The sequence below is a fragment of the Roseobacter sp. HKCCA0882 genome (genome assembly GCF_037805225.1).
Taxonomy (GTDB): domain Bacteria; phylum Pseudomonadota; class Alphaproteobacteria; order Rhodobacterales; family Rhodobacteraceae; genus M30B80.
In genome coordinates, this window is sequence record NZ_JBBLYI010000002.1 from 508,587 (window position 1) to 530,296 (window position 21,710).

Genomic DNA, 21,710 nt, shown 5'->3' on the forward strand with positions numbered 1-21,710 from the left:
TGTTTTTAACGATTTCCCTTGCACCAAAAGGCTGGCATAGGGTCTAGTCCGCTCCATGAGTGACACCAGTGATCCCCTCTCTATCGCGCTGTTCAGCGAATTGTTCATGGCTGATCAATTGGCCCGAAACCGCCTGTCCAAGGCGCTGCCAAAAGGTATGGAACTGAGCCATTTTTCTGTGCTGAACCACTTGGCCCGTGCCAATGAGGAGCGCACACCTGCTCAGCTTGCGCGGCTGTTTCACGTCACCCGTGGTGCGATGACCAACACGCTGAACCGCTTGGAATGGGCGGGACATATCCATATCCGTCCCGATTGGGACGATGCCCGCCGTAAATTTGTGACCATCAGCCCCGCGGGGCGTTCCGCGCGCGATGCCGCGCTACAGGCGATTGCACCTATTTTGTCGGATACGATCGAAGCCATCGGTGCGGCCAAAGTTCGCGCAGCCCTGCCTGTTTTGCGCGAGATGCGGGTGCGCCTTGAGGATGATGCCGACCTGCGCGGTTAGGGGCGAATGGATGCGGTGACGTAATTCACCGACAAATCGCGATCCGAGATCGACCAACCCCAAGAAATCGGATTGAACACATAGCCCTTGCGATCCACGGGCCTCAGCCCTGCAATCTCGATCATTTTGAATAACTCATCGGGCGTGATGAATTTTGACCATTCATGCGTGCCTTTTGGCAGCCAACGCATGATATATTCCGCGCCCACAATCGCCATGGCAAAGCTTTTGGGATTGCGGTTGATGGTTGAGCACAGCATCAGCCCGCCTGATTTCAGCAAATCATGGCAAGCAGTCAAATAGGCCTGTGGATCGGCCACATGTTCAACCACTTCCATATTGAGGACGACATCGAATTGCTCACCTGCTGCGGCAAGGGCCTCAGCGCTTGTGTGGCGATAATCAATCGTCAGGCCTGATTGCTCGGCATGAACCCGTGCCACAGGAATGTTGCGCTCAGCCGCATCTGCACCCACCACATCGGCGCCAAGCCGTGCCATGGGTTCAGATAGAAGCCCACCCCCACAGCCAATATCCAAGAGACGCAGCCCCTCTAAGGGTCGCTCAACCGTTAGATCCCGCCCGAATTCGGCCGCGATCTGGCGCGTGATATAGTCAAGCCGCACAGGGTTCATCATGTGCAACGGTCGGAATTTCCCGTTTGGATCCCACCATTCGGCGGCCATCGCCTCGAATTTTGCGATTTCCGCAGGGTCAATTGTGCCAGTCTTGTCCGTCATTCTATGCTCAAAGCCTTGCCAAGGGGTTTGGGACTGTTAGGTTGGGTCTTACGTCCTATATAGGAAGCTTATGGATAAGTTCACGGGCCAAAAGCGCGCAGTGCAGCATCTCTTTCCGCCGATCGACCCGTTCGATCAGCGAATTTTGGATGTTGGCGAAGGTCACCAGATTTATATGGAGCAATGCGGAAACCCAAACGGCCCTGCCGTTGTGGTGTTGCATGGCGGCCCAGGCGGCGGGTGTAGCCCTGCCATGCGGCGCTATTTTGACCCTTCGGTCTGGCGAATTATCCTGTTTGACCAGCGCGGTTGTGGCCGCTCGCGGCCCCATGCGGCTATCCGAGGCAACAGCACATGGCATCTGGTCGAAGATATTGAGCGCATCCGCAACACACTTGGCATTGAAAAATGGGCCGTATTTGGCGGCTCTTGGGGTGCGACCCTTGCCTTGATCTATGCGCAAACCCATCCGCAATCTGTGGCCTATTTGGCCTTGCGCGGTGTATTTTTGTCGATGCAACGCGAGTTGGATTGGTTTTATGGCGGCGGCGCGGGTCAATTCTGGCCAGAACAATGGCAGCGCTTCGTTTCGCTGATCCCCGAAGATGAGCGTGGCGATTTAATTGCCGCCTATAACCGCCGCCTTTTCTCAGGCGATATGATGGTGGAAACCCGTTATGCGCGGGCTTGGGCCGCATGGGAAAACGCACTGGCGTCTATCGAAAGCGATGGCCAAGGGGGCGATTGCCCCGCCGATTACGCCCGCGCCTTCGCGCGGCTTGAGAACCATTATTTCGTCAATCGCGGCTTTCTCGAAGAAGACGGACAGATTTTAAAGAATATGCATCGCATCGCCCATATTCACGGCGTGATCGTGCAAGGGCGCTATGACATGATTTGTCCACCCCAATCCGCCTATAGCCTTTCCGCGCGTTGGCCTTCGGGTCGTTTGCAGATGGTCAAGGCTGCGGGCCATGCCCTGTCTGAGCCTGGTATCAGCCAAGAATTGGTGCGGGTGATGAAATCTGTGGGCGAGCATGCCACAAAATTCGGCCTATAAGCGCGCCACCCAATTTGGGCTCAGTTTTCCACGCAAAAACGCAACGGGGTGACGTTTCAACGTCAACCGCAGGCTCGCGTAATCTTCGATCACGGCTTCACCTTCGGTCATCTGTGGCAAATTTGGCGCGGCCTCGTTATGCGCCTCGCCCTCAAGATCACGGGCAAAAAGCGGCAAATCTTGTGCAGGGCCAAGCCCGCGCAATTCCCAAAGTGCCGCGCGGCGATCAAACCCAAGCGCGGCAAAAGCATCTGCCTCAGCCAAGGCCCGCAAAGGTTTTTGCGACAGACCCGCACGACGCCATAAATCACGCGGGCTCAGATAGCCGTTGCCACGCGCGGCAATGACCCAATGCGCGTCCTCCTCGGACAGGCTTCTGATTTGCCGCAGCCCCAATCTTAGTGCAAGCGCGCCCGTCCCATCTGGTTCTAGCGTGTGATCCCATGCGCTGAGATTGACACAGACAGGTCGCACCTCCACCCCATGCGCCTGTGCATCACGCACAATCTGTGCAGGCGAATAGAACCCCATCGGTTGGCTGTTCAGCAAAGCGCAGGCAAAAACGGCAGGGTAATGGCATTTGATCCATGCGCTGGCATAAACCAAAAGCGCGAAACTTGCGGCATGGCTTTCAGGGAAACCATAGGCGCCGAACCCTTCAATCTGCGCAAAGCAGCGCGCGGCGAAATCGGGGTCATAGCCGTTATTCTGCATGCCTCGCAAAAACCGCGCCCGAAATTCCGAGACATGACCCTTTTTCTTGAACGTGGCCAAGGCACGGCGCAGCGCATCGGCCTCGGTCGGGGTGAAACTGGCCCCGACAATTGCGATTTGCATTGCCTGTTCTTGAAACAAGGGCACGCCCAAGGTCTTGCGCAGCACAGCGCCCAACGCATCAGAGGGAAACTCCACCGCCTCCTCCCCATTGCGGCGGCGAATGAAGGGATGCACCATATCGCCCTGAATAGGCCCAGGTCGGATGATCGCCACTTGGATCACCAGATCATAGAAAGAACGTGGGCGCATACGCGGCAAAAAATTCATCTGCGCGCGCGATTCTACCTGAAACACACCCAGACTGTCTGCTTTGCACAGCATATCATAGACGCGGCCATCCTCGGCGGGCAGGGTGGCCAGATCAAAATCCCGCCCATAATGACCCCGCAAAAGATCAAAGGATTTGCGCAAACAACTGAGCATTCCCAAGGCTAAAACATCGACCTTCAAAATGCCCAAGGCGTCAATATCATCCTTATCCCATGCGATGATGGTGCGATCCTCCATCGTGGCATTTTCTATGGGCACAAGCGCATCAAGCCGCCCTTCGGTAATCACGAATCCCCCCACATGCTGGCTGAGATGGCGGGGGAAGCCGATAATCTGGCTCACCAAATCCATCACCAAGCGCAAATGGGGGTTATCAGGATCAAGACCGATTTCGCGCAGTCGGGCATCCTGCAATTCACCTGACCCCCATGATCCCCAAATCTGGCTTGAAAGTGCGGATAGGATATCTTCGCTCAAACCCATTGCGCGGCCAACTTCACGAATGGCACGCTTGCCGCGATAATGGATCACTGTGGCGCAAATCCCTGCACGGTGACGACCATAGCGGGTGTAAATCCATTGGATCACCTCCTCGCGGCGTTCATGCTCGAAATCAACATCAATATCGGGTGGCTCATCACGAGCCTCTGAGACAAATCGCTCAAACACCATCGTGCCAATTTCAGGAGAGACAGAGGTCACGCCCAAAGCATAACACGTGATGGAATTGGCCGCAGACCCGCGCCCTTGACACAAAATCCCACGCCCGCGCGCGAAAGCGACAATATCATGCACTGTCAAAAAATAGGGCGCATAACCAAGCTTATCGATCAGCGCCAATTCATGGGTCATGAGGGTCTGCGCACGCTCAGGGATACCCCTTGGATAGCGCCATGCAAGCCCCTTCCACGCCAATCGTTCAAGGCGGGACTGTGGGGTTTCGCCATCAGAAATCTCGGATGGGTATTCATAGCGCAATTGATCCAGTTGAAACTGGCAGCGCCGCGCGATCAAGCGCGTTGCCGCAAGAGCGCGGGGATAATCGTGAAACAAGCGGCGCATCTGCGACAGGCTGCGCAACCGCTGTTCGGCATTGACCTGCGCATGACGTCCGAGATCAACCAAACGAATGCCTTTGCGAATGGCGCTAAGGACATCCACCAAACGGCGGCGGCGGGCGTGATGCATCATCGGCGCACCAGAGGCCACAAGCGGCAGGGATAACACCTCTGCCCGCCGTGCAATCGCGGCAAAACGTAACGCGTCCTGCCCGTCATAATAGGGGCTAAGGGCAAGCCAAATATGCCCCGCGAACCGCGCCGCCAATTGGGGCAGCGCATTATGCCAAGCCCCTGCATGATGCGGTGGGAAATGGGCGTTTCGATCACTGAGCACAACCAATTCCAGCCCTGCTGCATGCGACAGCAAATCCTCGAGAGCAAGCAAGCACTGCCCTTTTTCTGCGCGCAGCTGACCCTTGGACAGAATACGGCACAGATTTCCCCAACCTTCCCGCGTGCGGGCGAGGGCAACAATCTCTAGCCCATCAGGGAAAACCAATCGCGCGGCAGGCAAAAGCCGCGGACAGGTGAAAATTGGTGCGCGCGGGGCGGAGGGAATATGGGCGGGGCGCGGTGGCCCGTGCAAATCAGCATCCGCCGCGCGCCGCGCCGCAATCTCACGCGCGATACGGCGCAATTCGCTATGCGCCCGCACGATGCCCGAAACCGAATTCACATCAGCAATCGCCAAAGCATGAAGCCCCAAATCTGCCGCGCGCACAGCATATTCTTCAGGATGCGATCCACCCTGAAGAAAAGAAAAATTGGACAATGCGGCAAGCTCTGCGAATCCCATACCGCAAAGATATTCACGTTTTGTTCTTTTTTCGAGAGGGATTTTTGAGGCCAGCCTTAGCCTTCGAAATAGCGGTGCAAAATGTCGGAATAGATCACGGTCAGGCCTTGGATATCTTGACAAGATACCCGCTCATCAACCTCATGCATCCGATGGCCGACAAGACCAAATTCCACCACGGGGCAATGGCGCTGCACAAATCGGGCATCCGATGTGCCGCCTGTGGTCGACAAAATAGGCTGAAGTCCAGTTTGCTGCGCCACTGCCGCCGCGATCAGGTCAGAGAACGCGCCAGGCTCGGTCAAAAACGCCTCGCCCGAAATACGGGTTTCGCAGGCAATATGAACGCCATGCACAGCCGCAACTTCGGCGCATTCACGTTGCAACCATGCATCCAAAGATGCGCCTGAATGCAAATCATTAAAACGAATGTTGAGCCGCATTTCACTGCGCGCAGGGATCACATTGCTGGCGGGATTCCCTGTCTCAATCGCCGTAATTTGTAGGTTGGACGGGTCAAAATGCGCTGTCCCCTCATCCAGAACATGGCGCGACAGACGATCCGCAAGCGTGGCCATGGCAGGCATTGGATTTTGCGCCTTATGCGGATAGGCGACATGGCCTTGCTTGCCCGCCACTGTAATCTGCGCATTGATTGACCCGCGCCGCCCGATTTTGATCATATCGCCCAAGGTTTCTGGACAGGTCGGCTCGCCCACAAGGCAAACCGACATCGCTTCGCCTTGAGACTCCATCCACTCCAAAAGCGCCACTGTTCCATCCGTGGCGGGGCCTTCCTCATCGCCCGTAATGGCCAGAATAATCGCGCCATCAGGCGGGGCGGTTTGCACCATATCGACCGCAGCCGCGACAAAGGCCGCAACGCCCGATTTCATATCGGTCGCGCCACGCCCATAAAGCCAATCCCCCTCGCGCACCGCGTCAAAGGGCGGGTGGCTCCAATCCGCTTCGGCCCCAATTGGCACAACATCGGTATGTCCATTAAAGCCAAAACTGCGCACATGACCTTTGGGCCCAAAGCGCGCAAAAAGATTTGCTGTGCCATTTCGATCTACGCGGCAGCACTCAAACCCTGCCGCCTCTAACACAGTTTGCAACAGCACCAATGCGCCGCCCTCCTCTGGCGTGACAGAGGGGCAACGCAGCAAATCTGCGGTCAATAGAACAGGATCAAGGCGGGTGTCGGCCATATCCGATTTCTCCAAAGGCGTCAGGCGCTAGGGTTACGCGCCCCTTGGCCAAGAGACAAACAGAAAACCGATATCTTGGTCAAACCACTATATGCAGAAGAATTACAGGGCGCATCGCATAAATATATTAACAATAGAGATAATTTTGTGATAGCATCATACCAATAACAATAAGCCGAGGCAGGCCGAGCGGAAAATCCGCTGTAAATCAGACGGACATGAAGGTGCTTAGGGGCGCCTGATTTGCCTGAATTTACCATGCCTTGGCACGGGGCATGGGCTAGGGGTATGGAAAGCGCACAGGAACTGGCGCTCAATACAGGCGCATCTGCGCTCAAAATGGCGTATACCATCTTCCACGATGACGTTTCCATCCTGGATGCCCGCTATTATGGCAATAATGCCTCTTCAGCGATGTGGATGGGGGGTGACAGCACCTCATCGCGCCTGACCCCATCCGATACGGGCGTTGTTCTGTCTACGGGCTTTGTCAGCGATTTAACCAATGGCTCAGGGGCCACCAACCAATCCCTTGATACGACAGGCATAACGGGCGGAGGGCGTGATACCGATTTTGAAACCATCGCCGCGCGGCGCACATATGACGCAAGCATCTTGGAGGTGGATTTTATCCCCAACAATGCGCAAATGTCGCTGCAATTTACCTTCGCCTCAGAAGAATATCCCGAATTTGTAGGCTCGATTTTCAATGATCAGGTCGGCATTTGGATCAACGGCACCAAGGTCACGTCCCCTGTCTTTACCTTGGCCTCAATCAATTCTGTTTCTGACAACTCTAACAGCACGCTCTACATCGACAATGCCAGCGGCACCTATAATACCGAAATGGATGGGTTCACCGCCACGCTTCGCGTGAGTTTCCCTGTCTCGGTCGGTGCAATCAATACGCTCAAAATTGGCATCACCGATGTTGGTGATCCAACCCTTGATTCAGCAATCCTCATCGCGGGTGGCAGTATTCAAGGCATGGCGCTGAGTGCTGATGACAGCCTGCGCATCGCACAGCGCGCCACCAGCACTTTAGATGTTTGGCCAATGACAGCGCAACAATGGCTGTCACCCAAATCAACGGCCAAGACATTCGCGCGGGGGAAACAATAGCCCTTGCCTCTGGTCATCAGATCACACTCTTGCCCGATGGCAAATTGTCGGTCACAGCACCCGCCCTTCCCAAGGGTGACACAGTTATCCGCAATTTCACCTATACCGCGACCAATTCAGACGGCATCACCGACACCGCCTTTGTCAAAATCACCACTGTGCCTTGCTTTGCCCGCGGCACAAAAATCAGAACGACCGAAGGGGATATTGCGATTGAAAAGCTAAGGGTCGGTATGATGGTCAAAACCCATGATGATGGCCCGTATCCAATCCGTTGGATTGGATGCCGCAAAGTGCCCGCGATCGGCAATCACTCCCCGATTGTCATTGAGGAAGGCAGCCTTGGGTTTCACGGCACGCTGGTGTTATCGCACCAACACCGTGTGCTTGTGCGCGATATTCGCGCACAATTAATGTTCGACGAGGAGTAGGTCTTGGTTGCGGCCAAAGATTTGATCAATGATGTCACGATCTATCGCCGCGAAGGCGGGGATGTAGAATATTTTCACATCCTGTTTGACCACCATCAGATCATCACATCCGAGGGGCTTTTGACCGAAAGCTTTTACCACGGAAAACAGGTCTTGCCCGAATTTGATGATGCGATCCGCGCCGAATTGTTCGACCTCTTTCCTGCCCTGCAAGAGAGCTGTGGCGCGGGTTATGGCGAATTGGTGCGGATGCCGCTGCGCAGCTATGAGGCGCGGGCGATGATGGCCTAGCGGGCCAGATCAAAAATGGCATCAACATCCAAATGCGTCTCCAGATGCTGTGCCAAATCATCCAAGACTGCACCGATCTGCGCCCGATAGCCGCCCGTGCTAATCTTGGCACCAAGACCCGCGAAGAACGCGGTGCGAAACCCGTCCTCTTGGAAAAGCCCGTGCAGGTAACTGCCCATTACCCGCCCATCGGCACTTATCGCGCCATCCTGGTGACCGGCCAAAGCAGCGAAGGGACGGGTGCAATCAGGGCCTGAGGTTTCGCCCATATGGATTTCATAGCCCGAAACGGCGGCCCCCGTTGGAACATGGTGCGCCGCGCTGAGCGCCAGACGCTTTTGGGGTCGCATGAGGGTTTCAATCTCTAACAGACCCAAGCCGTCAGTCACCCCAACCGCGCCATCAAGCCCCTCAGGGTCGCTGATCCTGCAGCCAAGCATTTGATAGCCGCCACATAGGCCCAAGATCGCGCCGCCGCGCCGCCGATGTGCGGCCAGATCAACATCCCAACCCTGCGCGCGCAAAAATTCCAAATCGGCCCGCGTGCTTTTTGATCCAGGCAGGATGACCAAATCAGCATCCGCTGGAATCACACGCCCCGCTTCAACCCAAGTGAGGCGCAGCTTGGGATCTTGGGCAATCGGATCAAGATCATCGAAATTTGATATCCGTGGAAATGCGAGGGCCGCAACATGAAACGCGCCATCATGGGTCGGGGTTTTGCCTAGATCTACGCCATCCTCGGCGGGTAATTTCCAAGCATCCCCAAACCAAGGCACCACTCCAAACCCAGGCCATCCTGTTTGCTCGGCAATATAGCGATAGCCCTCATCAAAGAGGCGCGGATCACCCCGAAAGCGGTTGATCAAGAACCCCGCAATTTGAGCGCGATCTTGGTCATCCAATACGGCTTTCGTCCCAACGATCTGTGCAATCACCCCACCACGATCAATATCGCCTGCGAGGATCACGGGGATATTTTCAGCACAGGCAAAGCCCATATTGGCGATATCACCTTTACGCAAATTAACCTCGGCAGCGCTGCCTGCCCCTTCGACAATCACAAGATCATGCTGCGCGGACAGCCGCGCAAAACTGTCTTGCACGGCCGCCAAGAGGCGCGGCTTCAACCCTTGGTAATCCTGCGCCTCGGCGCGGGTCAGACGCGCGCCTTGCACCACAATCTGCGCGCCTGTGCTGCTTTCGGGTTTGATCAGAACAGGGTTCATATCAACATGAGGCGCAAGACCTGCGGCCTCAGCCTGCACCGCCTGTGCGCGACCAATCTCGCCCCCTTCAGGGCAGACAGCCGCATTGTTCGACATATTTTGTGGCTTAAACGGCGCAACATTGATACCGCGCTTGCGCGCAGCACGGCACAGCCCCGCAACAAGCAATGATTTGCCCACATTCGACCCTGTGCCTTGGATCATGACAGCGGGCATAAGACCTTAGAACTCCACGCCTTTTTGCGCAACAATACCTTGCTCACGGAATGGATGCTTGACCTCGATCATCTCGGTCACAAGATCGGCAATCTCAATCAATTCGGGCTTGGCATTGCGACCCGTCAAAACAACATGGGTCATTTCTGGCTTCTCCGTGACCAAAAACTCTACCACCTCTAGGATCGGAAGATAATCATAGCGCAGAGCGATATTGATCTCGTCTAGAACAACCAATGACATATTGGGGTCTTTGATCATCGCTTTGGCTTCTTCCCAACCCGCACGCGCCGCTGCAATATCGCGCTCGCGGTCTTGGGTGTCCCACGTAAATCCTTCGCCCGACACAACAAACTTGCATTCATTCGCGAAATGTTTGCGTAGGAATTCCTTTTCGCCTGTCACCCATGTGCCTTTGATGAATTGCACGACACCGCAAGGCATCCCATGGGCGATACAGCGCATAATCATCCCAAAAGCAGACGAGCTTTTGCCCTTGCCATTGCCTGTATGAACAATCACCAGACCTTTCTTCTCGCGCTTTTTCTCCGACATCATACGATCGCGCGCGGCCTTAATCTTCTGCATCTTTGCCTTGTGGCGCGCGTTAAGGTCTTCCTCGCTCATGTCTCATCATCCTCGGCAAAATAAGGTGTCATCTGCGCGACTATGACCGAGTTTTCTTCCAAAGCGCGCATCATCAAAGCGCGTTCTTCTTCATCAATCTCAAGCCCCTGCGCCTCGCGTTCGGTCAAGGTGCCATAGCCCGTGACCTCAAGCGGGTTCATATCCGCCGTTTTCAGCACTGCAACCGTCTCGCGCACCGCTTCGGCCTCGTCCACACCTGACGCATAGCACAACAGCCCCGCCCCCGTTGCGCTGGCAGGCAGGCCATCCCCCTCGCGGCGACCTAGTTCAACAACAAGCGTATAAACATCCTGCGCGCGCTTAGGCTTGGCAGCGGCATCTTTGCTTGGCTTTGGTGTATTCTCTTTGCTCATGGCTGCGGCATGGCCTGATTTCACAGCACAAGTCAAGCAAACCAGCGCATGTGACATGGTCACAGACCATCAGGGGCCAGTATGCGATGATCTCGCGTCGGCTATAGAAAGGAGTTTATATATGACTCGCAATGCTGGGATGATCGACCGCGCGCTTCGCGTGATCGTAGGCGTGGCTCTTATTGCCATTGTATTTGTTGGCCCGCAAACCGCTTGGGGTTGGGTGGGTCTGGTACCTCTCTTGACAGGTTTGGTAGGCAATTGCCCTCTTTATACGATCTTGGGCATCAAGACCTGTAAGGCCTGCTAGGGCGTTTTCCGCCAGACGGGACAAGGTAAAACTGTTTTACCTTGCGGGCTGATCCGCGTAGTTTGCCCAAAACCAGATAAATTGGCAGAGCAAGCAGGTTGGCCCGCAAACGCAAAGATAAAAAATCCCACGAAGATCGTGGCCTGACGCGGCGCGTGGGTCGCGTTTTGTGGCGTGTCGGGTTTTGGGCGGTCGCCCTAGTGCTGCTGTGGATCATTGCCTATCGCTTTCTTCCTGTGCCAACCACGGCCTATATGCTCAGTGAGGCGCGGCGCATCGGCACAATCGACCAGACATGGCGTCCGCTAGAAGAGATTTCCCCAAATTTACAACGGGCCGTGGTCGCGGCAGAGGATGCAAATTTTTGCGCCCATTGGGGGTTCGACATGAGCGCAATTCGTGACGCAATTTCAGATGGCGCACAGCGCGGCGCATCCACGCTCAGCCAACAAACTGTGAAAAATGCGTTTTTGTGGCATGGCCGAAATTGGGGGCGCAAGGCGCTTGAAGCGGCGCTGACCCCCGTGGTCGAGCTGATCTGGCCAAAATCGCGGGTGTTAGAGGTCTATCTCAATATCGCGGAATTTGATGCGGGCATTTTCGGGGCAGAGGCCGCCGCACAGCATTATTTTGGGGTGAGTGCCGCTGATTTGACATTGGCACAAGCCGCGCGCCTCGCAGCGGTGCTGCCAGCACCAAAGGATCGATCTGCTGCAAACCCCTCCCCATGGCTGTTGGAGCGCGCTGCAAGCATTGCCGATGGGGCGGCGACCATCGCCAATGATCGGCGCGATGATTGCTTTGCGAATTGAATTCCCCACCCAGACAGGGCAAAACCTTCGCAACCATTGAGTTAGAGCAAAACCCAAATGAACACGCCGCGCCTCTACCACTTCGCCCTATCGCCCTTTTGCCGCAAAGTGCGCTTGGTTCTGGCGGAGAAAAAAATTGAAGTCGAATTGGTGGAAGAACGCTATTGGGAAGGCTCGCCGGATCACCTGCGCCGCAACCCTGCAGGTAAGGTACCCGTTCTCAAGATTGACGGCGTCTTCCTGAGTGAAAGCCAAGCCATTTGCGAATATCTCGAGGAAAAGCATCCTGAGCCAGAACTGATCCCAGAAGACATCAAAGCCCGCGCCGAAGTGCGCCGCCTGTGTTTCTGGTTTGATGATAAATTCCACCATGATGTGACCAAGAACCTCGTCTATGAACGCGTGAACAAAAAGCTGATGCGCGCGGGATACCCTGATGGGCGGGCGGTCAAAACTGGCGCAAGCCAGATCAAATTCCATCTGGATTACATGGCATGGCTGCTAGATCATCGCCGTTGGTTGGCGGGAGATCGCATGACCTTGGCCGATTTCACCGCAGCGGCGCACCTATCTTGTCTTGATTACATCTCCGATGTGGATTGGAACCGATCTGAGATCGTCAAAGACTGGTATGCAAAGGTCAAATCGCGGCCTGCATTTCGTTCCATTTTGGCGGATCAAATCTCGGGTTTCCCGCAGCCGCCCCATTACGCGAATTTGGACTTTTGAGCGCGCTGAAGCAGACCCTAACGACCGAGGCCAAAGCCATAGGTTTTGCCAAAATTGGTGTTTGTCGACCCACAGATATCGTTGAAGCAGGGGCGCGGTTGCACGCGTTTGTGGCGGCAAGGCATCATGGCCAAATGGAATGGTTGGCGGATCGCATTGAGTGGCGTTCTGATCCAAGCGCGCTTTGGCCCGAAGCGAAATCGATGATCATGTTGGCTGATCTTTATACGCCAAACCATGACCCACTTGCGATTTTGCAAGAGAAATCTCGCGCTGCGATTTCGGTCTATGCGCAAAACAAAGACTATCATGATGTCGTCAAGAAACGGCTCAAACGCCTCGGGCGGTGGCTGCTGGAACAAGCGGGCGAAGACCATCAGATCAAGGTATTTGTTGATACGGCCCCCGTGATGGAGAAACCCCTTGCGCAGGCTGCAGGGCTGGGGTGGCAGGGCAAACATACCAATCTCTTGGCGCGGGATTTGGGCAATTTCTTTTTCTTGGGTGCGATTTTCACAACGGTTCCTCTCGAACCAGACAGCCCAGACGTCAGCCATTGCGGAAGTTGCACAGCCTGCCTTGATATTTGCCCAACACAGGCCTTCCCCGCGCCCTACCAATTGGATGCGCGGCGGTGCATTTCTTACCTCACAATCGAACATAAAGGCCCGATTGATCCTGACCTGAGATCAGCTTTGGGAAATCGTATTTATGGCTGCGATGATTGTCTGGCCGTTTGCCCTTGGAATAAATTTGCTCAAACGGCGACCGAGATGCGCTATGCCCCGCGCGATGATCTGCGCGCGCCCAATTTAGCGGAGTTGGTGCAGCTCGATGATCAAGGGTTCCGCGATAGGTTTTCAGGATCACCGATTAAACGCATTGGGCGGGATCGGTTTGTGCGCAATGTGCTTTATGCAATTGGCAATAGCGGCGATGCAGGCTTGATTGAAATGGCGCGCAGTTTGGTGGATGATCCTGACGCGGCCGTATCGGATGCCGCCAAATGGGCTTTGGAGCAACGACCATGATCCTCTTGTCTTTTGGCCACGGCTATAGCGCAAGCGCGCTTGAACGACGATTGCTGCCACAAGGCTGGGAGATTATCGCCACGACCCGCGACCCCAAAAAGGCAGAGGCACTGCGCGCGCGGGGGCTATCTGCTCGGGTTTGGGGGCACGATGATCTCTCTGGCGATATCGCGCGTGCTACTCATATTCTATCATCCATTGCCCCTGAGGGAGGTCGAGATCCTGTTTTGGGCGCATGGGGCGGGGCGCTTGCACCTTGCTTGGATGGAAAAGCATGGATTGGATATCTGTCGACCACGGGCGTTTATGGCGATCACGGGGGGGCGTGGGTGGATGAAACCAGCCCGCTCACCCCCAACACGGATCGCGGACGCGCCCGCGTTGCGGCGGAAAGCGAATGGGCCGCCGTTTGCCGCCAAACCAAGTCGCCGTTACATATTTTCCGTCTTGCAGGAATTTACGGCCCCCATCGTGGCCCGTTTGAAAAACTGCGAAACGGTACAGCGCGGCGCATTATCAAAGAGGGACAAGTGTTTTCACGGATCCATGTTGAGGATATCGCGATGGCGCTAGAGGCCTCGATGACGGCGCAAAAGCGTGGGGCTGTTTACAATATATGCGATGACATGCCCGCCCCTCCCGAAGATGTGATTGCCTATGGCGCCGAGTTACTGGGCCTGCCAATTCCACCTGCAATCGCGTTTGAACACGCCGATTTGGGGCCGATGGCAGCCAGTTTTTATTCAGAAAATAAGCGGGTCAAGAATGACCATGTCAAAACTGATCTTGGCCTTTCATGGCTTTATCCCGACTATAAATCAGGGCTAAAGGCCATTCTTGCGGCGGGGGGATAATCTTTAGCGCGCAAAATTTCAGTTTTGCGAGCGCCCAAATTCAAGTATGCGCAGCCACAAGAGCAGCTTTTCATATTTCAGGCCCGTCATGAGTATACGCCGCGGTTTTATGGTGTTTGTCTTTGCCACTGCCCTGAGCGGGTGTGTGTCAAAATCAATTCCGACTTATACAGGCCCTGAGGTAACGCGCATTGTCCTCGACAAAAACGAGCGCGAATTGACGCTGTTCCATAATGACCAAGTGCTGCGCAGCTATGATGTGGAACTGGGCTTTGCACCCGAAGGGCATAAGCAATTCGAAGGCGATGGTCGCACGCCAGAAGGGCGATATTACATCGATCGCCGTAATCCTAATTCAGCCTTTTACCTGTCAATCGGGCTAAGTTATCCGAACGCCCAAGACCGCGCCTTCGCGCGCGCGCGTAGCCGATCACCTGGGGGCGATATCTTCATCCACGGAACCCCAGCGGGCGTGATGTTTCGCAATGATTGGACGGCGGGGTGTATTGCTGTCTCAAACGCTGAAATGCGCGAGATTTACTCAATGGTGAACTTGCGCACGCCAATTGATATCCTCCGTTGAGGCAAGAACCATTTATGTGTTGGTTTAGTGGCATGCAGGGGCGCCATAGATCGAAAATGTCATCTCTGATACTTCCGCCCCCCTAACACTCAAACGGTCTAACCAGGAAAACTTGAAACACAGGTCAAATTGACACTCTATTGAAAACGCTGTTGCTAATTTGACGGCGCGCAACACTATAGGTGGTTTTTTGCCAAAATTACGTTGATAATTATGTGTGTTCATGTACGTTTAACGCTGGAATTAGCGTTAATAACAGGTCTGATGCGTCACAACACCCATTTAAGCGTAAGTTTGAACATAATATGACAAAACTCGCATTCGCAGCATTTCTCTTATTTGTTGCAGGTGGCGCTGGTGCAAATAGTACTTCCGCTCCATCAATGGACCCTCGAGCTATTGCGAATGACACTTCGTCTTCTGCTGGTGGCGTTCTCGTTCCAGTTCTTTCTCTGATTTTGCTTGCAGCAGCAGCTTCAAACTAATTTTGCCTTCGGCTGCAGAACAAAGGACGGCTTCCTGGTCAGGGAGCCGTCTTTTTTGTGCCTTAGGCTTCGCCAATCTCGGCGGCAATTTCAGCGCGTGATTTGCGCGCGCGTTCAGTTGCAGATTTCAACTGACCACAGGCCGCCATGATGTCTTCACCACGGGGCGTGCGAATGGGGCTGGCATAACCCGCCTTGTAAATAATATCTGCAAACCGCTTAATCCGCGCCCAATCTGACCGCTGATAAGGTGCGCCAGGCCATTCGTTGAACGGGATCAAATTGATCTTCGCGGGGATGCCTTTGATCAGCTTGATCAACCGGTGCGCATCTTCATCACTGTCGTTCACATCCTTGAGCATCACATATTCAAACGTGATCCGCTCAGAATTTGAGGCCTTTGGATATTGCCGCAAGGCCTCAAGCAACTCCGCGATAGGCCATTTCTTGTTAATCGGAACAAGACGATCGCGCACCTCGTCTGTCGTTGCATGAAAGCTGATGGCCAACATACAGCCGATTTCCTCGGCACAGCGTGCAATTTCTGGCACAACGCCACTGGTCGAAAGGGTAATGCGGCGGCGGCTGAGGCTGATCCCCTCGCCGTCCATTGCGATTTTCATCGCATCGCGCACCGCATCGAAATTATAGAGCGGCTCACCCATGCCCATCAGCACGATATTTGAGATCAAACGCGGCCGCTCGCCATAGGCCTCGCCTGGACGCGGCCAATCATCCAAATCATCGCGCGCCATCATGATCTGCCCAACAATCTCAGCCGCCGTCAGATTGCGCACCAGTTTCTGCGTGCCCGTGTGGCAGAAAGAACATGTCAGGGTGCAGCCAACTTGGCTTGAGATACACAATGTGCCGCGATCTTCTTCGGGGATATAGACGACCTCAACCTCATGGCCGCCCGCAATCCGCGCCAGATATTTCCGCGTGCCATCGCTTGAGATTTGACGGCTGACCATTTCAGGCAGGCCAATATAAAAATTTTTTGCCAATTCAGCGCGATAAGACTTGGCGAGATTGGTCATCTCGTCAAAATCCCGCGCGCCCCAGACATAGACCCATTGCCAGATTTGATTAACCCGCATCTTGGCCTGTTTCTCGGGCGTGCCTGCTGCGATTAACGCCGCGCGCAATGCATCACGGCTGAGGCCAACGATATTTGTCAGGCCTGTTTCGGGCAGTTTGCGCGGAATGGTCATAACATCCTGCGTGATCGGGGCGCTGGCTTGGGTCATCTTCATTGTCCTTTGAGGCGGCGGCACACATAGCCGCAAATCCGCCTCAAAGCAAATCAAAGAACATGTTTGGCTTAATTGCCTTGGCAGCGTGTTTCCGCATCCTCAACTGCAGCGGTAAAGCCCAAGAGCGAGAATGTATCCTCTGTCTGCGTGCCGCGGCTAGAACGAGCGGTCAAAACCGCTTCTGCGCCGCGCTTCATCGCGGTTACAATGGATTGATCATCCTGCGGGGACGCAGCCCATGCCATCTCCCCTTGGGTAAACAGCGAATAGGACGCATCGCCAATTTCCATCTCAACAGTGGAATTTTCGGCAAAAGGATAGCCACCAGTAAAGGATACCTCAAACCGGCGATCTTGATTCGGCCAGAAACTGACAAACAGCAAAATTTCGCCGCGGTTCACAGAGACAGGGTTTCCGTCACGCGTATTGACGGTTTCGCGCGGCGCACTCACAACCCAACACACGGCAGGGTCAGATTGGACAAAGACACTCCAATCCGTTTGCGCGTTAACACGGTTATCCGATGTCTCTTGTGCGATGGCTGCGGGCGTGAAAGCCAATGCTGCTGCCACCAAAACTGCTATTCTACGACCAGCCATTGCCGATACGCCTCCTGATCTGCTTGTTACTGCCTCAAGCGCGAGATGTATGTCGCCATCATCCCTTCTATTGCGCCTTTACCATTACTCGGACGCAGAATAACCTGAAATCACGATCCCGCGAAAGCCCTTCGCGCGTGAAACTCCAAAATCTTGATCAAAAGGAAGCGCTCATGCCCCAGCCAGATGATTCGGCGGAAATTCTCGTTGAATTGCATCGCGGCCCTTTTGCCGAAAGCCAACATCGCGGCCATGCTGTTGTGGTGGATCATGCAGGGACAATTTTGGGGGCGTGGGGCGATCCGTCCAAAATTATTTTGCCCCGCTCAAGCAGCAAGATGATCCAAGCCTTACCTCTCATTGAAAGCGGTGCGGCGGATCACTTTGGTCTGAGCCAAGCGCATCTGGCTTTGTCTTGTGCCTCCCATAATGGGGCAAAGGTGCATACAGATATGGTCGCAGGATGGTTGGATCATTTGGGCCTTCAAGAGGCAGATTTGCGCTGTGGCCCACAAATGCCCGATGATCGCGCCGCGCGAGAGGATTTGATTAAATGCGACTGTGCGCCAGATCAGGGGCATAATAATTGCTCGGGCAAACATTCAGGATTCTTGACGCTGAACAAACATTTGGGCGGCGGCAGCGAATATATTGAAGCTGATCATCCCGTGCAAAAAGCGGTTCTTGAAGCCTTTGAAGATATGACAGGCGAAACCAGTGCAGGCTATGGGATTGATGGCTGCTCTGCCCCAAATTTTGCCTGCTCCCTTTTGGGGCTTGGTCGGGCGATGGCGCGTTATGCAGGTGCAAACCCTGATGGCGCGGCCCGCGAGGCGGCAATGGCAAAACTGCATCGCGCTATGGCCACCCACCCCATTTTGGTTGCGGGTGAAGGGCGCGCCTGCACGGACCTGATGGAGGCGATGGGGGGCCGCGTTGCGGTGAAAACAGGGGCCGAGGCCGTTTTTGTGGCAATCATTCCCGAAAAGAAAATCGGCATTGCCCTGAAAATTGAAGATGGTGGCACCCGCGCCTCAGAAGCCGTGATCACGCAATTGCTGATCGGGGCAGGTGTGTTGGATGCAGCCAGCCCCGTTGCAAAACGCTTAACCCATGGCCCAATCACCAATCGCCGTGATGTCGAAACAGGTTTTATTCGCCCTGTCGCAAGCGTGAAAGATTGGCGGTTATCCTGAGCCTTTGCCCAATTTTTAGGTAAAAAGGTCTGCGTTGGTTTGTACAGATTTATACAAAAAACTACTGAAAAACCCGCCTCCCAAGACGGGAGGCGGGACAGAAATTTCCAGATATCTAGTGCAGATTAATGTGCGCTGAAGCGAAGTGGGCGCACCTGTTGGAACAACCCAGTCGCTTTGAGTGCGTTAACCGCAGCAGCGGGGGGTTGTTCGTCCAGATACAGCATCGCAATCGCCTGATGCCCTTTTGAGGCGCGGCCCAAGGTGAAATTGGCGATATTGACGTTCATCTCACCCATCGTGCGGCCCAATGTGCCGATGATGCCTGGAACGTCCTCATTGGTGGTATAGAGCATATGTTCACCGATCTCAGCATCAATGTTGATGCCTTTGATCTGAATGAAACGTGGCTTTCCATCCGAGAACACCGTGCCTGCAATAGACCGCTCTTTCGAGGCTGATTTCACATTGAGGCGAATATAGCCGTCAAACACACCCGATTTATCCTGTGTGACAGTCGATAACTCAATGCCGCGCTCTTTGGCGATAATCGGTGCGGACACCATATTCACGTCAGGGTTGGTCGCCTTCATGACACCTGCAATCGCGCCACAATTCAGTGCCTTAAGGTTCATATCTTTTACAACGCCATTATAGGTGACTTCGATTGTCTCAATCGCGTCTTCGGTCAACTGACCGACAAAGCTGCCCAAATGCTCGGCCAGCTTCAACCATGGCCCCATGACACGCGCTTCTTCCGCCGTCACAGAGGGCATGTTCAGCGCATTGGTCACGGCACCTGTCAGCAGATAATCAGCCATCTGTTCGGCCACTTGCAGCGCCACATTTTCCTGTGCCTCAGTCGTGGCAGCGCCCAAGTGCGGGGTCACGACCACGTTTTCAAGATTGAACAATGGGTTCTCGGTTGCAGGTTCTTCTTTGAAAACGTCAAAGGCGGCGCCTGCCACATGGCTTGATTTAATCAATTCAGCCAAAGCAGCCTCATCCACCAAACCACCGCGGGCGCAGTTGATGATGCGCACACCTTTCTTGGTTTTGGCCAAATTCTCAGCCGATAGGATATTTGCCGTCTTTTCGGTGAAGGGCACATGCAGAGTGATGAAATCAGCGCGCGCCAACAGCTCGTCCAGTTCTACCTTGGTGACACCGATTTGCGTGGCGCGTTCTTCAGAGAGGAACGGGTCATAAGCCACAACCTTCATCTTGAGGCCAAGCGCACGTGAGCAGACGATCGCCCCAATATTACCCGCGCCAATAACGCCCAAGGTTTTGCCTGTCAGCTCAACCCCCATAAAACGGGATTTCTCCCATTTGCCAGCATGGGTTGAGGCGTTGGCCTCAGGGATTTGACGGGCAACGGCAAACATCATCGCAACCGCATGCTCTGCGGTGGTGATGGAGTTGCCGAACGGCGTATTCATCACGATGATGCCTTTTTTCGAGGCTTCGGGGATATCCACATTATCTACGCCGATCCCTGCGCGGCCAATGACCTTTAGGCTATCGGCAGCCGCGATGATCTTTTCAGTAACTTTGGTCGCAGAACGAATTGCCAAACCATCATATTGGCCGATGACCTCAAGCAGCTTGTCTTTGTCTTTGCCAATGCTTGGGTCAAAGGTCACATCAATGCCGCGATCTTTGAAAATCTGAACGGCTGCATCCGAGAGTTTATCGGAAATCAATACTTTAGGAGCCATGATAGGGCCTCATATGTTCGAAATGGGAAAGGGTCTGGCCGCAGGGATCACACCCGCATTGCGGCCAGAAAAACGGGTTTAAGCCGCAGCAAAAAGCGCCGCGATTTCGGTTTCAAACGCCCAATCAAGCCATGGCAGCATGGCTTCGATATCGGCGGTTTCCACCGTGGCACCGCACCAAATACGCAGACCCGCAGGCGCGTCTCGGTAGGCCCCAATATCGAGCGCGATACCTTCTCCTTCGAGACATTTTGCAACCGCCTTGGCGAAGGCTGCGCCATCCGTGATGCGCGGATCCGTGAATTTCAGGCAAACGCTGGTGTTCGAGCGTGTCGCGGGATCTTCGGCCAGATTGTCAATCCAATCGCGAGACGCGCAGAAATCAAAAATCGCCTGCGCATTCGCGTTGGCCCGTGCCATCAAGGCAGGCAGCCCACCGATGGATTTGGCCCAATCAAGCGCGACCAAATAATCTTCAACGGCGAGCATGGACGGGGTGTTGATCGTTTCCCCCTTAAAGATACCCTCAATCAATTTGCCGCCTTTTGTCATGCGGAAAATCTTGGGCAATGGCCATGCAGGTGTGTAGCTTTCAAGCCGCTCAACCGCGCGCGGGCTGAGGATCAACATGCCATGGGCCGCTTCACCGCCCATGACCTTCTGCCAAGAGAAGGTGGTGACATCGAGCTTGTCCCACGGCAAATCCTGCGCAAAGGCCGCCGAGGTTGCATCGCAAATGGTCAAGCCAATGCGATTGGCAGGGATCATGTCGCCATTGGGCATCTTTACACCCGAGGTCGTGCCGTTCCATGTGAACACAACATCCGTGTGATAATCGACCGCGCCCATGTCAACGATCTGGCCATAATCGGCGTTCAGAACAGTCGCATCGAGTTTCAGTTGTTTGACAACATCACTGACCCAACCTGCACCGAAGCTTTCCCAAGCGACCATTGTGCAGGGGCGCGCACCCAAGAGCGACCACATGGCCATCTCAACCGCGCCTGTGTCAGAAGCGGGCACGATGCCAATGCGATAGTCAGCAGGCACGCCCAGAATTTCACGAGTCTGGTCAATCGCGGCGGCAAGCTTTGCCTTGCCAATCGCAGCACGGTGCGACCGACCCAAAGGGGCGTCAACCAGTTTTTCCAATGTCCAGACGGGGGGTTTGGCGCAGGGGCCAGACGAAAAACGCGGATTAGCCGGCCGCGTTGCCGGAGTGGTCAAAGCCATGATGTGGTACCCTCACAGATATATGCCCCTCGTTGGGGAGGGGTGTCCCACCCGCGCAGCTATACCTATGTTGCACGGCGTGCAAGTCGGAAAATAAATCAAAAGAGTCGCAGTTGATGACTGGCGCAAACGGCCAAAAGCGGAGATGCGCGGCGCCAAAATAAACAACTAACCCAATGTCTTTA

At 54.7% G+C, this 21,710-nt stretch carries 21 protein-coding genes and 1 pseudogene; 12 read left to right on the forward strand and 10 right to left on the reverse strand.

The features are described from left to right. Positions 1-55 precede the first annotated feature (55 nt). Positions 56-511 carry a MarR family winged helix-turn-helix transcriptional regulator gene (locus AAC622_RS10805; RefSeq protein ID WP_317656966.1) on the forward strand — a complete coding sequence of 152 codons (456 nt, stop codon included), beginning with the start codon at positions 56-58 and terminating at the stop codon, positions 509-511. On the opposite strand, the gene ubiG is transcribed toward AAC622_RS10805, so the two are convergent. After that, entirely contained in the window at positions 508-1,251 is a 744-nt protein-coding gene (ubiG, locus tag AAC622_RS10810) for a bifunctional 2-polyprenyl-6-hydroxyphenol methylase/3-demethylubiquinol 3-O-methyltransferase UbiG (RefSeq protein WP_340262426.1), read from the reverse strand. The genes AAC622_RS10805 and ubiG overlap by 4 nt on opposite strands. A 70-nt stretch (positions 1,252-1,321) precedes the next feature. Between ubiG and pip the strand changes: the two genes are divergently transcribed. Continuing rightward, positions 1,322-2,311, forward strand: coding sequence for a prolyl aminopeptidase (gene pip / locus AAC622_RS10815; protein ID WP_340262427.1), 990 nt, complete (start codon positions 1,322-1,324; stop codon positions 2,309-2,311). Here pip and AAC622_RS10820 read toward each other — a convergent pair. Together AAC622_RS10820 and dapE are read right to left on the reverse strand one after the other, a co-directional pair. Beyond that, entirely contained in the window at positions 2,306-5,215 is a 2,910-nt protein-coding gene (locus AAC622_RS10820) for an error-prone DNA polymerase (protein WP_340262428.1), read from the reverse strand. The genes pip and AAC622_RS10820 overlap by 6 nt on opposite strands. A 56-nt stretch (positions 5,216-5,271) precedes the next feature. Continuing rightward, positions 5,272-6,426: a succinyl-diaminopimelate desuccinylase gene (dapE, locus tag AAC622_RS10825; protein WP_340262429.1), complete on the reverse strand. Its 1,155-nt coding sequence runs from the start codon at positions 6,424-6,426 to the stop codon at positions 5,272-5,274. Between the two features lie 288 nt (positions 6,427-6,714). On the opposite strand from dapE, the gene AAC622_RS10830 reads away from it, so the two are divergent. Continuing rightward, a complete protein-coding gene (locus AAC622_RS10830; RefSeq protein ID WP_340262430.1) occupies positions 6,715-7,548 on the forward strand; it encodes a choice-of-anchor L domain-containing protein in 834 nt (277 codons plus the stop codon). Further along, positions 7,497-8,270, forward strand: a pseudogene (locus tag AAC622_RS10835) (Hint domain-containing protein). Before AAC622_RS10830 ends, AAC622_RS10835 begins: the two are co-directional and overlap by 52 nt. On the opposite strand, the gene AAC622_RS10840 reads toward AAC622_RS10835, so the two are convergent. From AAC622_RS10840 to AAC622_RS10850, 3 genes are read right to left on the reverse strand one after another with little or no spacing between them, the layout of a single operon-like run. After that, positions 8,267-9,715 (reverse strand): cobyric acid synthase, encoded by a 1,449-nt coding sequence (locus AAC622_RS10840; RefSeq protein ID WP_340262431.1) that lies wholly within the window; start codon positions 9,713-9,715, stop codon positions 8,267-8,269. The pseudogene AAC622_RS10835 and the gene AAC622_RS10840 overlap by 4 nt on opposite strands. Positions 9,716-9,721: 6 nt before the next feature. Next, complete coding sequence (gene cobO, locus AAC622_RS10845) at positions 9,722-10,342, reverse strand: cob(I)yrinic acid a,c-diamide adenosyltransferase (RefSeq protein WP_340262433.1); 621 nt, start codon at positions 10,340-10,342, stop codon at positions 9,722-9,724. Next, positions 10,339-10,716 (reverse strand): hypothetical protein, encoded by a 378-nt coding sequence (locus AAC622_RS10850; RefSeq protein WP_340263050.1) that lies wholly within the window; start codon positions 10,714-10,716, stop codon positions 10,339-10,341. Before AAC622_RS10850 ends, cobO begins: the two co-directional genes overlap by 4 nt. 121 nt (positions 10,717-10,837) lie before the next feature. Between AAC622_RS10850 and AAC622_RS10855 the strand changes: the two genes are divergently transcribed. The 7 genes from AAC622_RS10855 to AAC622_RS10885 all read left to right on the forward strand — a co-directional run bounded on the left by AAC622_RS10855 (position 10,838) and on the right by AAC622_RS10885 (position 15,520). After that, positions 10,838-11,026, forward strand: a complete 189-nt coding sequence (locus AAC622_RS10855) for a YgaP family membrane protein (protein WP_340262435.1) — start codon at positions 10,838-10,840, stop codon at positions 11,024-11,026. A gap of 98 nt (positions 11,027-11,124) precedes the next feature. Next, positions 11,125-11,838, forward strand: coding sequence for a monofunctional biosynthetic peptidoglycan transglycosylase (gene mtgA / locus AAC622_RS10860; RefSeq protein WP_445322624.1), 714 nt, complete (start codon positions 11,125-11,127; stop codon positions 11,836-11,838). 57 nt (positions 11,839-11,895) lie between these two features. Then, positions 11,896-12,567: an FtsZ-binding protein FzlA gene (fzlA, locus tag AAC622_RS10865; protein ID WP_317656987.1), complete on the forward strand. Its 672-nt coding sequence runs from the start codon at positions 11,896-11,898 to the stop codon at positions 12,565-12,567. Beyond that, entirely contained in the window at positions 12,564-13,598 is a 1,035-nt protein-coding gene (gene queG / locus AAC622_RS10870) for a tRNA epoxyqueuosine(34) reductase QueG (protein WP_340262437.1), read from the forward strand. The genes fzlA and queG overlap by 4 nt, the downstream gene beginning before the upstream one ends. Beyond that, on the forward strand, positions 13,595-14,452 hold the full coding sequence (locus tag AAC622_RS10875; protein ID WP_340262439.1) for an SDR family oxidoreductase: 858 nt from the start codon (positions 13,595-13,597) through the stop codon (positions 14,450-14,452). Before queG ends, AAC622_RS10875 begins: the two co-directional genes overlap by 4 nt. An 88-nt stretch (positions 14,453-14,540) precedes the next feature. Further along, a complete protein-coding gene (locus tag AAC622_RS10880) occupies positions 14,541-15,035 on the forward strand; it encodes a L,D-transpeptidase family protein (protein WP_340262442.1) in 495 nt (164 codons plus the stop codon). A 305-nt stretch (positions 15,036-15,340) separates the two neighbouring features. Then, the gene (locus AAC622_RS10885) at positions 15,341-15,520 is read left to right on the forward strand and encodes a hypothetical protein (protein ID WP_340262444.1); all 180 of its coding nucleotides are present in this window, start codon (positions 15,341-15,343) and stop codon (positions 15,518-15,520) included. 62 nt (positions 15,521-15,582) lie between these two features. On the opposite strand, the gene rlmN is transcribed toward AAC622_RS10885, so the two are convergent. Further along, entirely contained in the window at positions 15,583-16,770 is a 1,188-nt protein-coding gene (rlmN, locus tag AAC622_RS10890; RefSeq protein WP_340262446.1) for a 23S rRNA (adenine(2503)-C(2))-methyltransferase RlmN, read from the reverse strand. A 74-nt stretch (positions 16,771-16,844) separates the two neighbouring features. Beyond that, positions 16,845-17,375, reverse strand: a complete 531-nt coding sequence (locus tag AAC622_RS10895; RefSeq protein WP_317657000.1) for an invasion associated locus B family protein — start codon at positions 17,373-17,375, stop codon at positions 16,845-16,847. A gap of 173 nt (positions 17,376-17,548) precedes the next feature. On the opposite strand from AAC622_RS10895, the gene AAC622_RS10900 reads away from it, so the two are divergent. Then, positions 17,549-18,571: an asparaginase gene (locus tag AAC622_RS10900; protein ID WP_340262448.1), complete on the forward strand. Its 1,023-nt coding sequence runs from the start codon at positions 17,549-17,551 to the stop codon at positions 18,569-18,571. A gap of 125 nt (positions 18,572-18,696) precedes the next feature. Here AAC622_RS10900 and serA read toward each other — a convergent pair whose 3' ends face one another. Next, positions 18,697-20,292 carry a phosphoglycerate dehydrogenase gene (gene serA / locus AAC622_RS10905; protein WP_340262451.1) on the reverse strand — a complete coding sequence of 532 codons (1,596 nt, stop codon included), beginning with the start codon at positions 20,290-20,292 and terminating at the stop codon, positions 18,697-18,699. 78 nt (positions 20,293-20,370) lie between these two features. Next, the gene (locus AAC622_RS10910) at positions 20,371-21,525 is read right to left on the reverse strand and encodes a phosphoserine transaminase (protein WP_340262453.1); all 1,155 of its coding nucleotides are present in this window, start codon (positions 21,523-21,525) and stop codon (positions 20,371-20,373) included. Between the last annotated feature and the right edge of the window lie 185 nt (positions 21,526-21,710).

Excerpts from the sequence above, each read along its gene's own strand:
- AAC622_RS10805 (WP_317656966.1), top strand. The coding sequence starts at position 56 with ATGAGTGACACCAGTGATCCCCTCTCTATCGCGCTGTTCAGCGAATTG.
- ubiG (WP_340262426.1), bottom strand. The coding sequence starts at position 1,251 with ATGACGGACAAGACTGGCACAATTGACCCTGCGGAAATCGCAAAATTC.
- pip (WP_340262427.1), top strand. The coding sequence starts at position 1,322 with ATGGATAAGTTCACGGGCCAAAAGCGCGCAGTGCAGCATCTCTTTCCG.
- AAC622_RS10820 (WP_340262428.1), bottom strand. The coding sequence starts at position 5,215 with ATGGGATTCGCAGAGCTTGCCGCATTGTCCAATTTTTCTTTTCTTCAG.
- dapE (WP_340262429.1), bottom strand. The coding sequence starts at position 6,426 with ATGGCCGACACCCGCCTTGATCCTGTTCTATTGACCGCAGATTTGCTG.
- AAC622_RS10830 (WP_340262430.1), top strand. The coding sequence starts at position 6,715 with ATGGAAAGCGCACAGGAACTGGCGCTCAATACAGGCGCATCTGCGCTC.
- AAC622_RS10840 (WP_340262431.1), bottom strand. The coding sequence starts at position 9,715 with ATGCCCGCTGTCATGATCCAAGGCACAGGGTCGAATGTGGGCAAATCA.
- cobO (WP_340262433.1), bottom strand. The coding sequence starts at position 10,342 with ATGAGCGAGGAAGACCTTAACGCGCGCCACAAGGCAAAGATGCAGAAG.
- AAC622_RS10850 (WP_340263050.1), bottom strand. The coding sequence starts at position 10,716 with ATGAGCAAAGAGAATACACCAAAGCCAAGCAAAGATGCCGCTGCCAAG.
- AAC622_RS10855 (WP_340262435.1), top strand. The coding sequence starts at position 10,838 with ATGACTCGCAATGCTGGGATGATCGACCGCGCGCTTCGCGTGATCGTA.
- fzlA (WP_317656987.1), top strand. The coding sequence starts at position 11,896 with ATGAACACGCCGCGCCTCTACCACTTCGCCCTATCGCCCTTTTGCCGC.
- AAC622_RS10875 (WP_340262439.1), top strand. The coding sequence starts at position 13,595 with ATGATCCTCTTGTCTTTTGGCCACGGCTATAGCGCAAGCGCGCTTGAA.
- AAC622_RS10880 (WP_340262442.1), top strand. The coding sequence starts at position 14,541 with ATGAGTATACGCCGCGGTTTTATGGTGTTTGTCTTTGCCACTGCCCTG.
- AAC622_RS10885 (WP_340262444.1), top strand. The coding sequence starts at position 15,341 with ATGACAAAACTCGCATTCGCAGCATTTCTCTTATTTGTTGCAGGTGGC.
- rlmN (WP_340262446.1), bottom strand. The coding sequence starts at position 16,770 with ATGACCCAAGCCAGCGCCCCGATCACGCAGGATGTTATGACCATTCCG.
- AAC622_RS10895 (WP_317657000.1), bottom strand. The coding sequence starts at position 17,375 with ATGGCTGGTCGTAGAATAGCAGTTTTGGTGGCAGCAGCATTGGCTTTC.
- AAC622_RS10900 (WP_340262448.1), top strand. The coding sequence starts at position 17,549 with ATGCCCCAGCCAGATGATTCGGCGGAAATTCTCGTTGAATTGCATCGC.
- serA (WP_340262451.1), bottom strand. The coding sequence starts at position 20,292 with ATGGCTCCTAAAGTATTGATTTCCGATAAACTCTCGGATGCAGCCGTT.
- AAC622_RS10910 (WP_340262453.1), bottom strand. The coding sequence starts at position 21,525 with ATGGCTTTGACCACTCCGGCAACGCGGCCGGCTAATCCGCGTTTTTCG.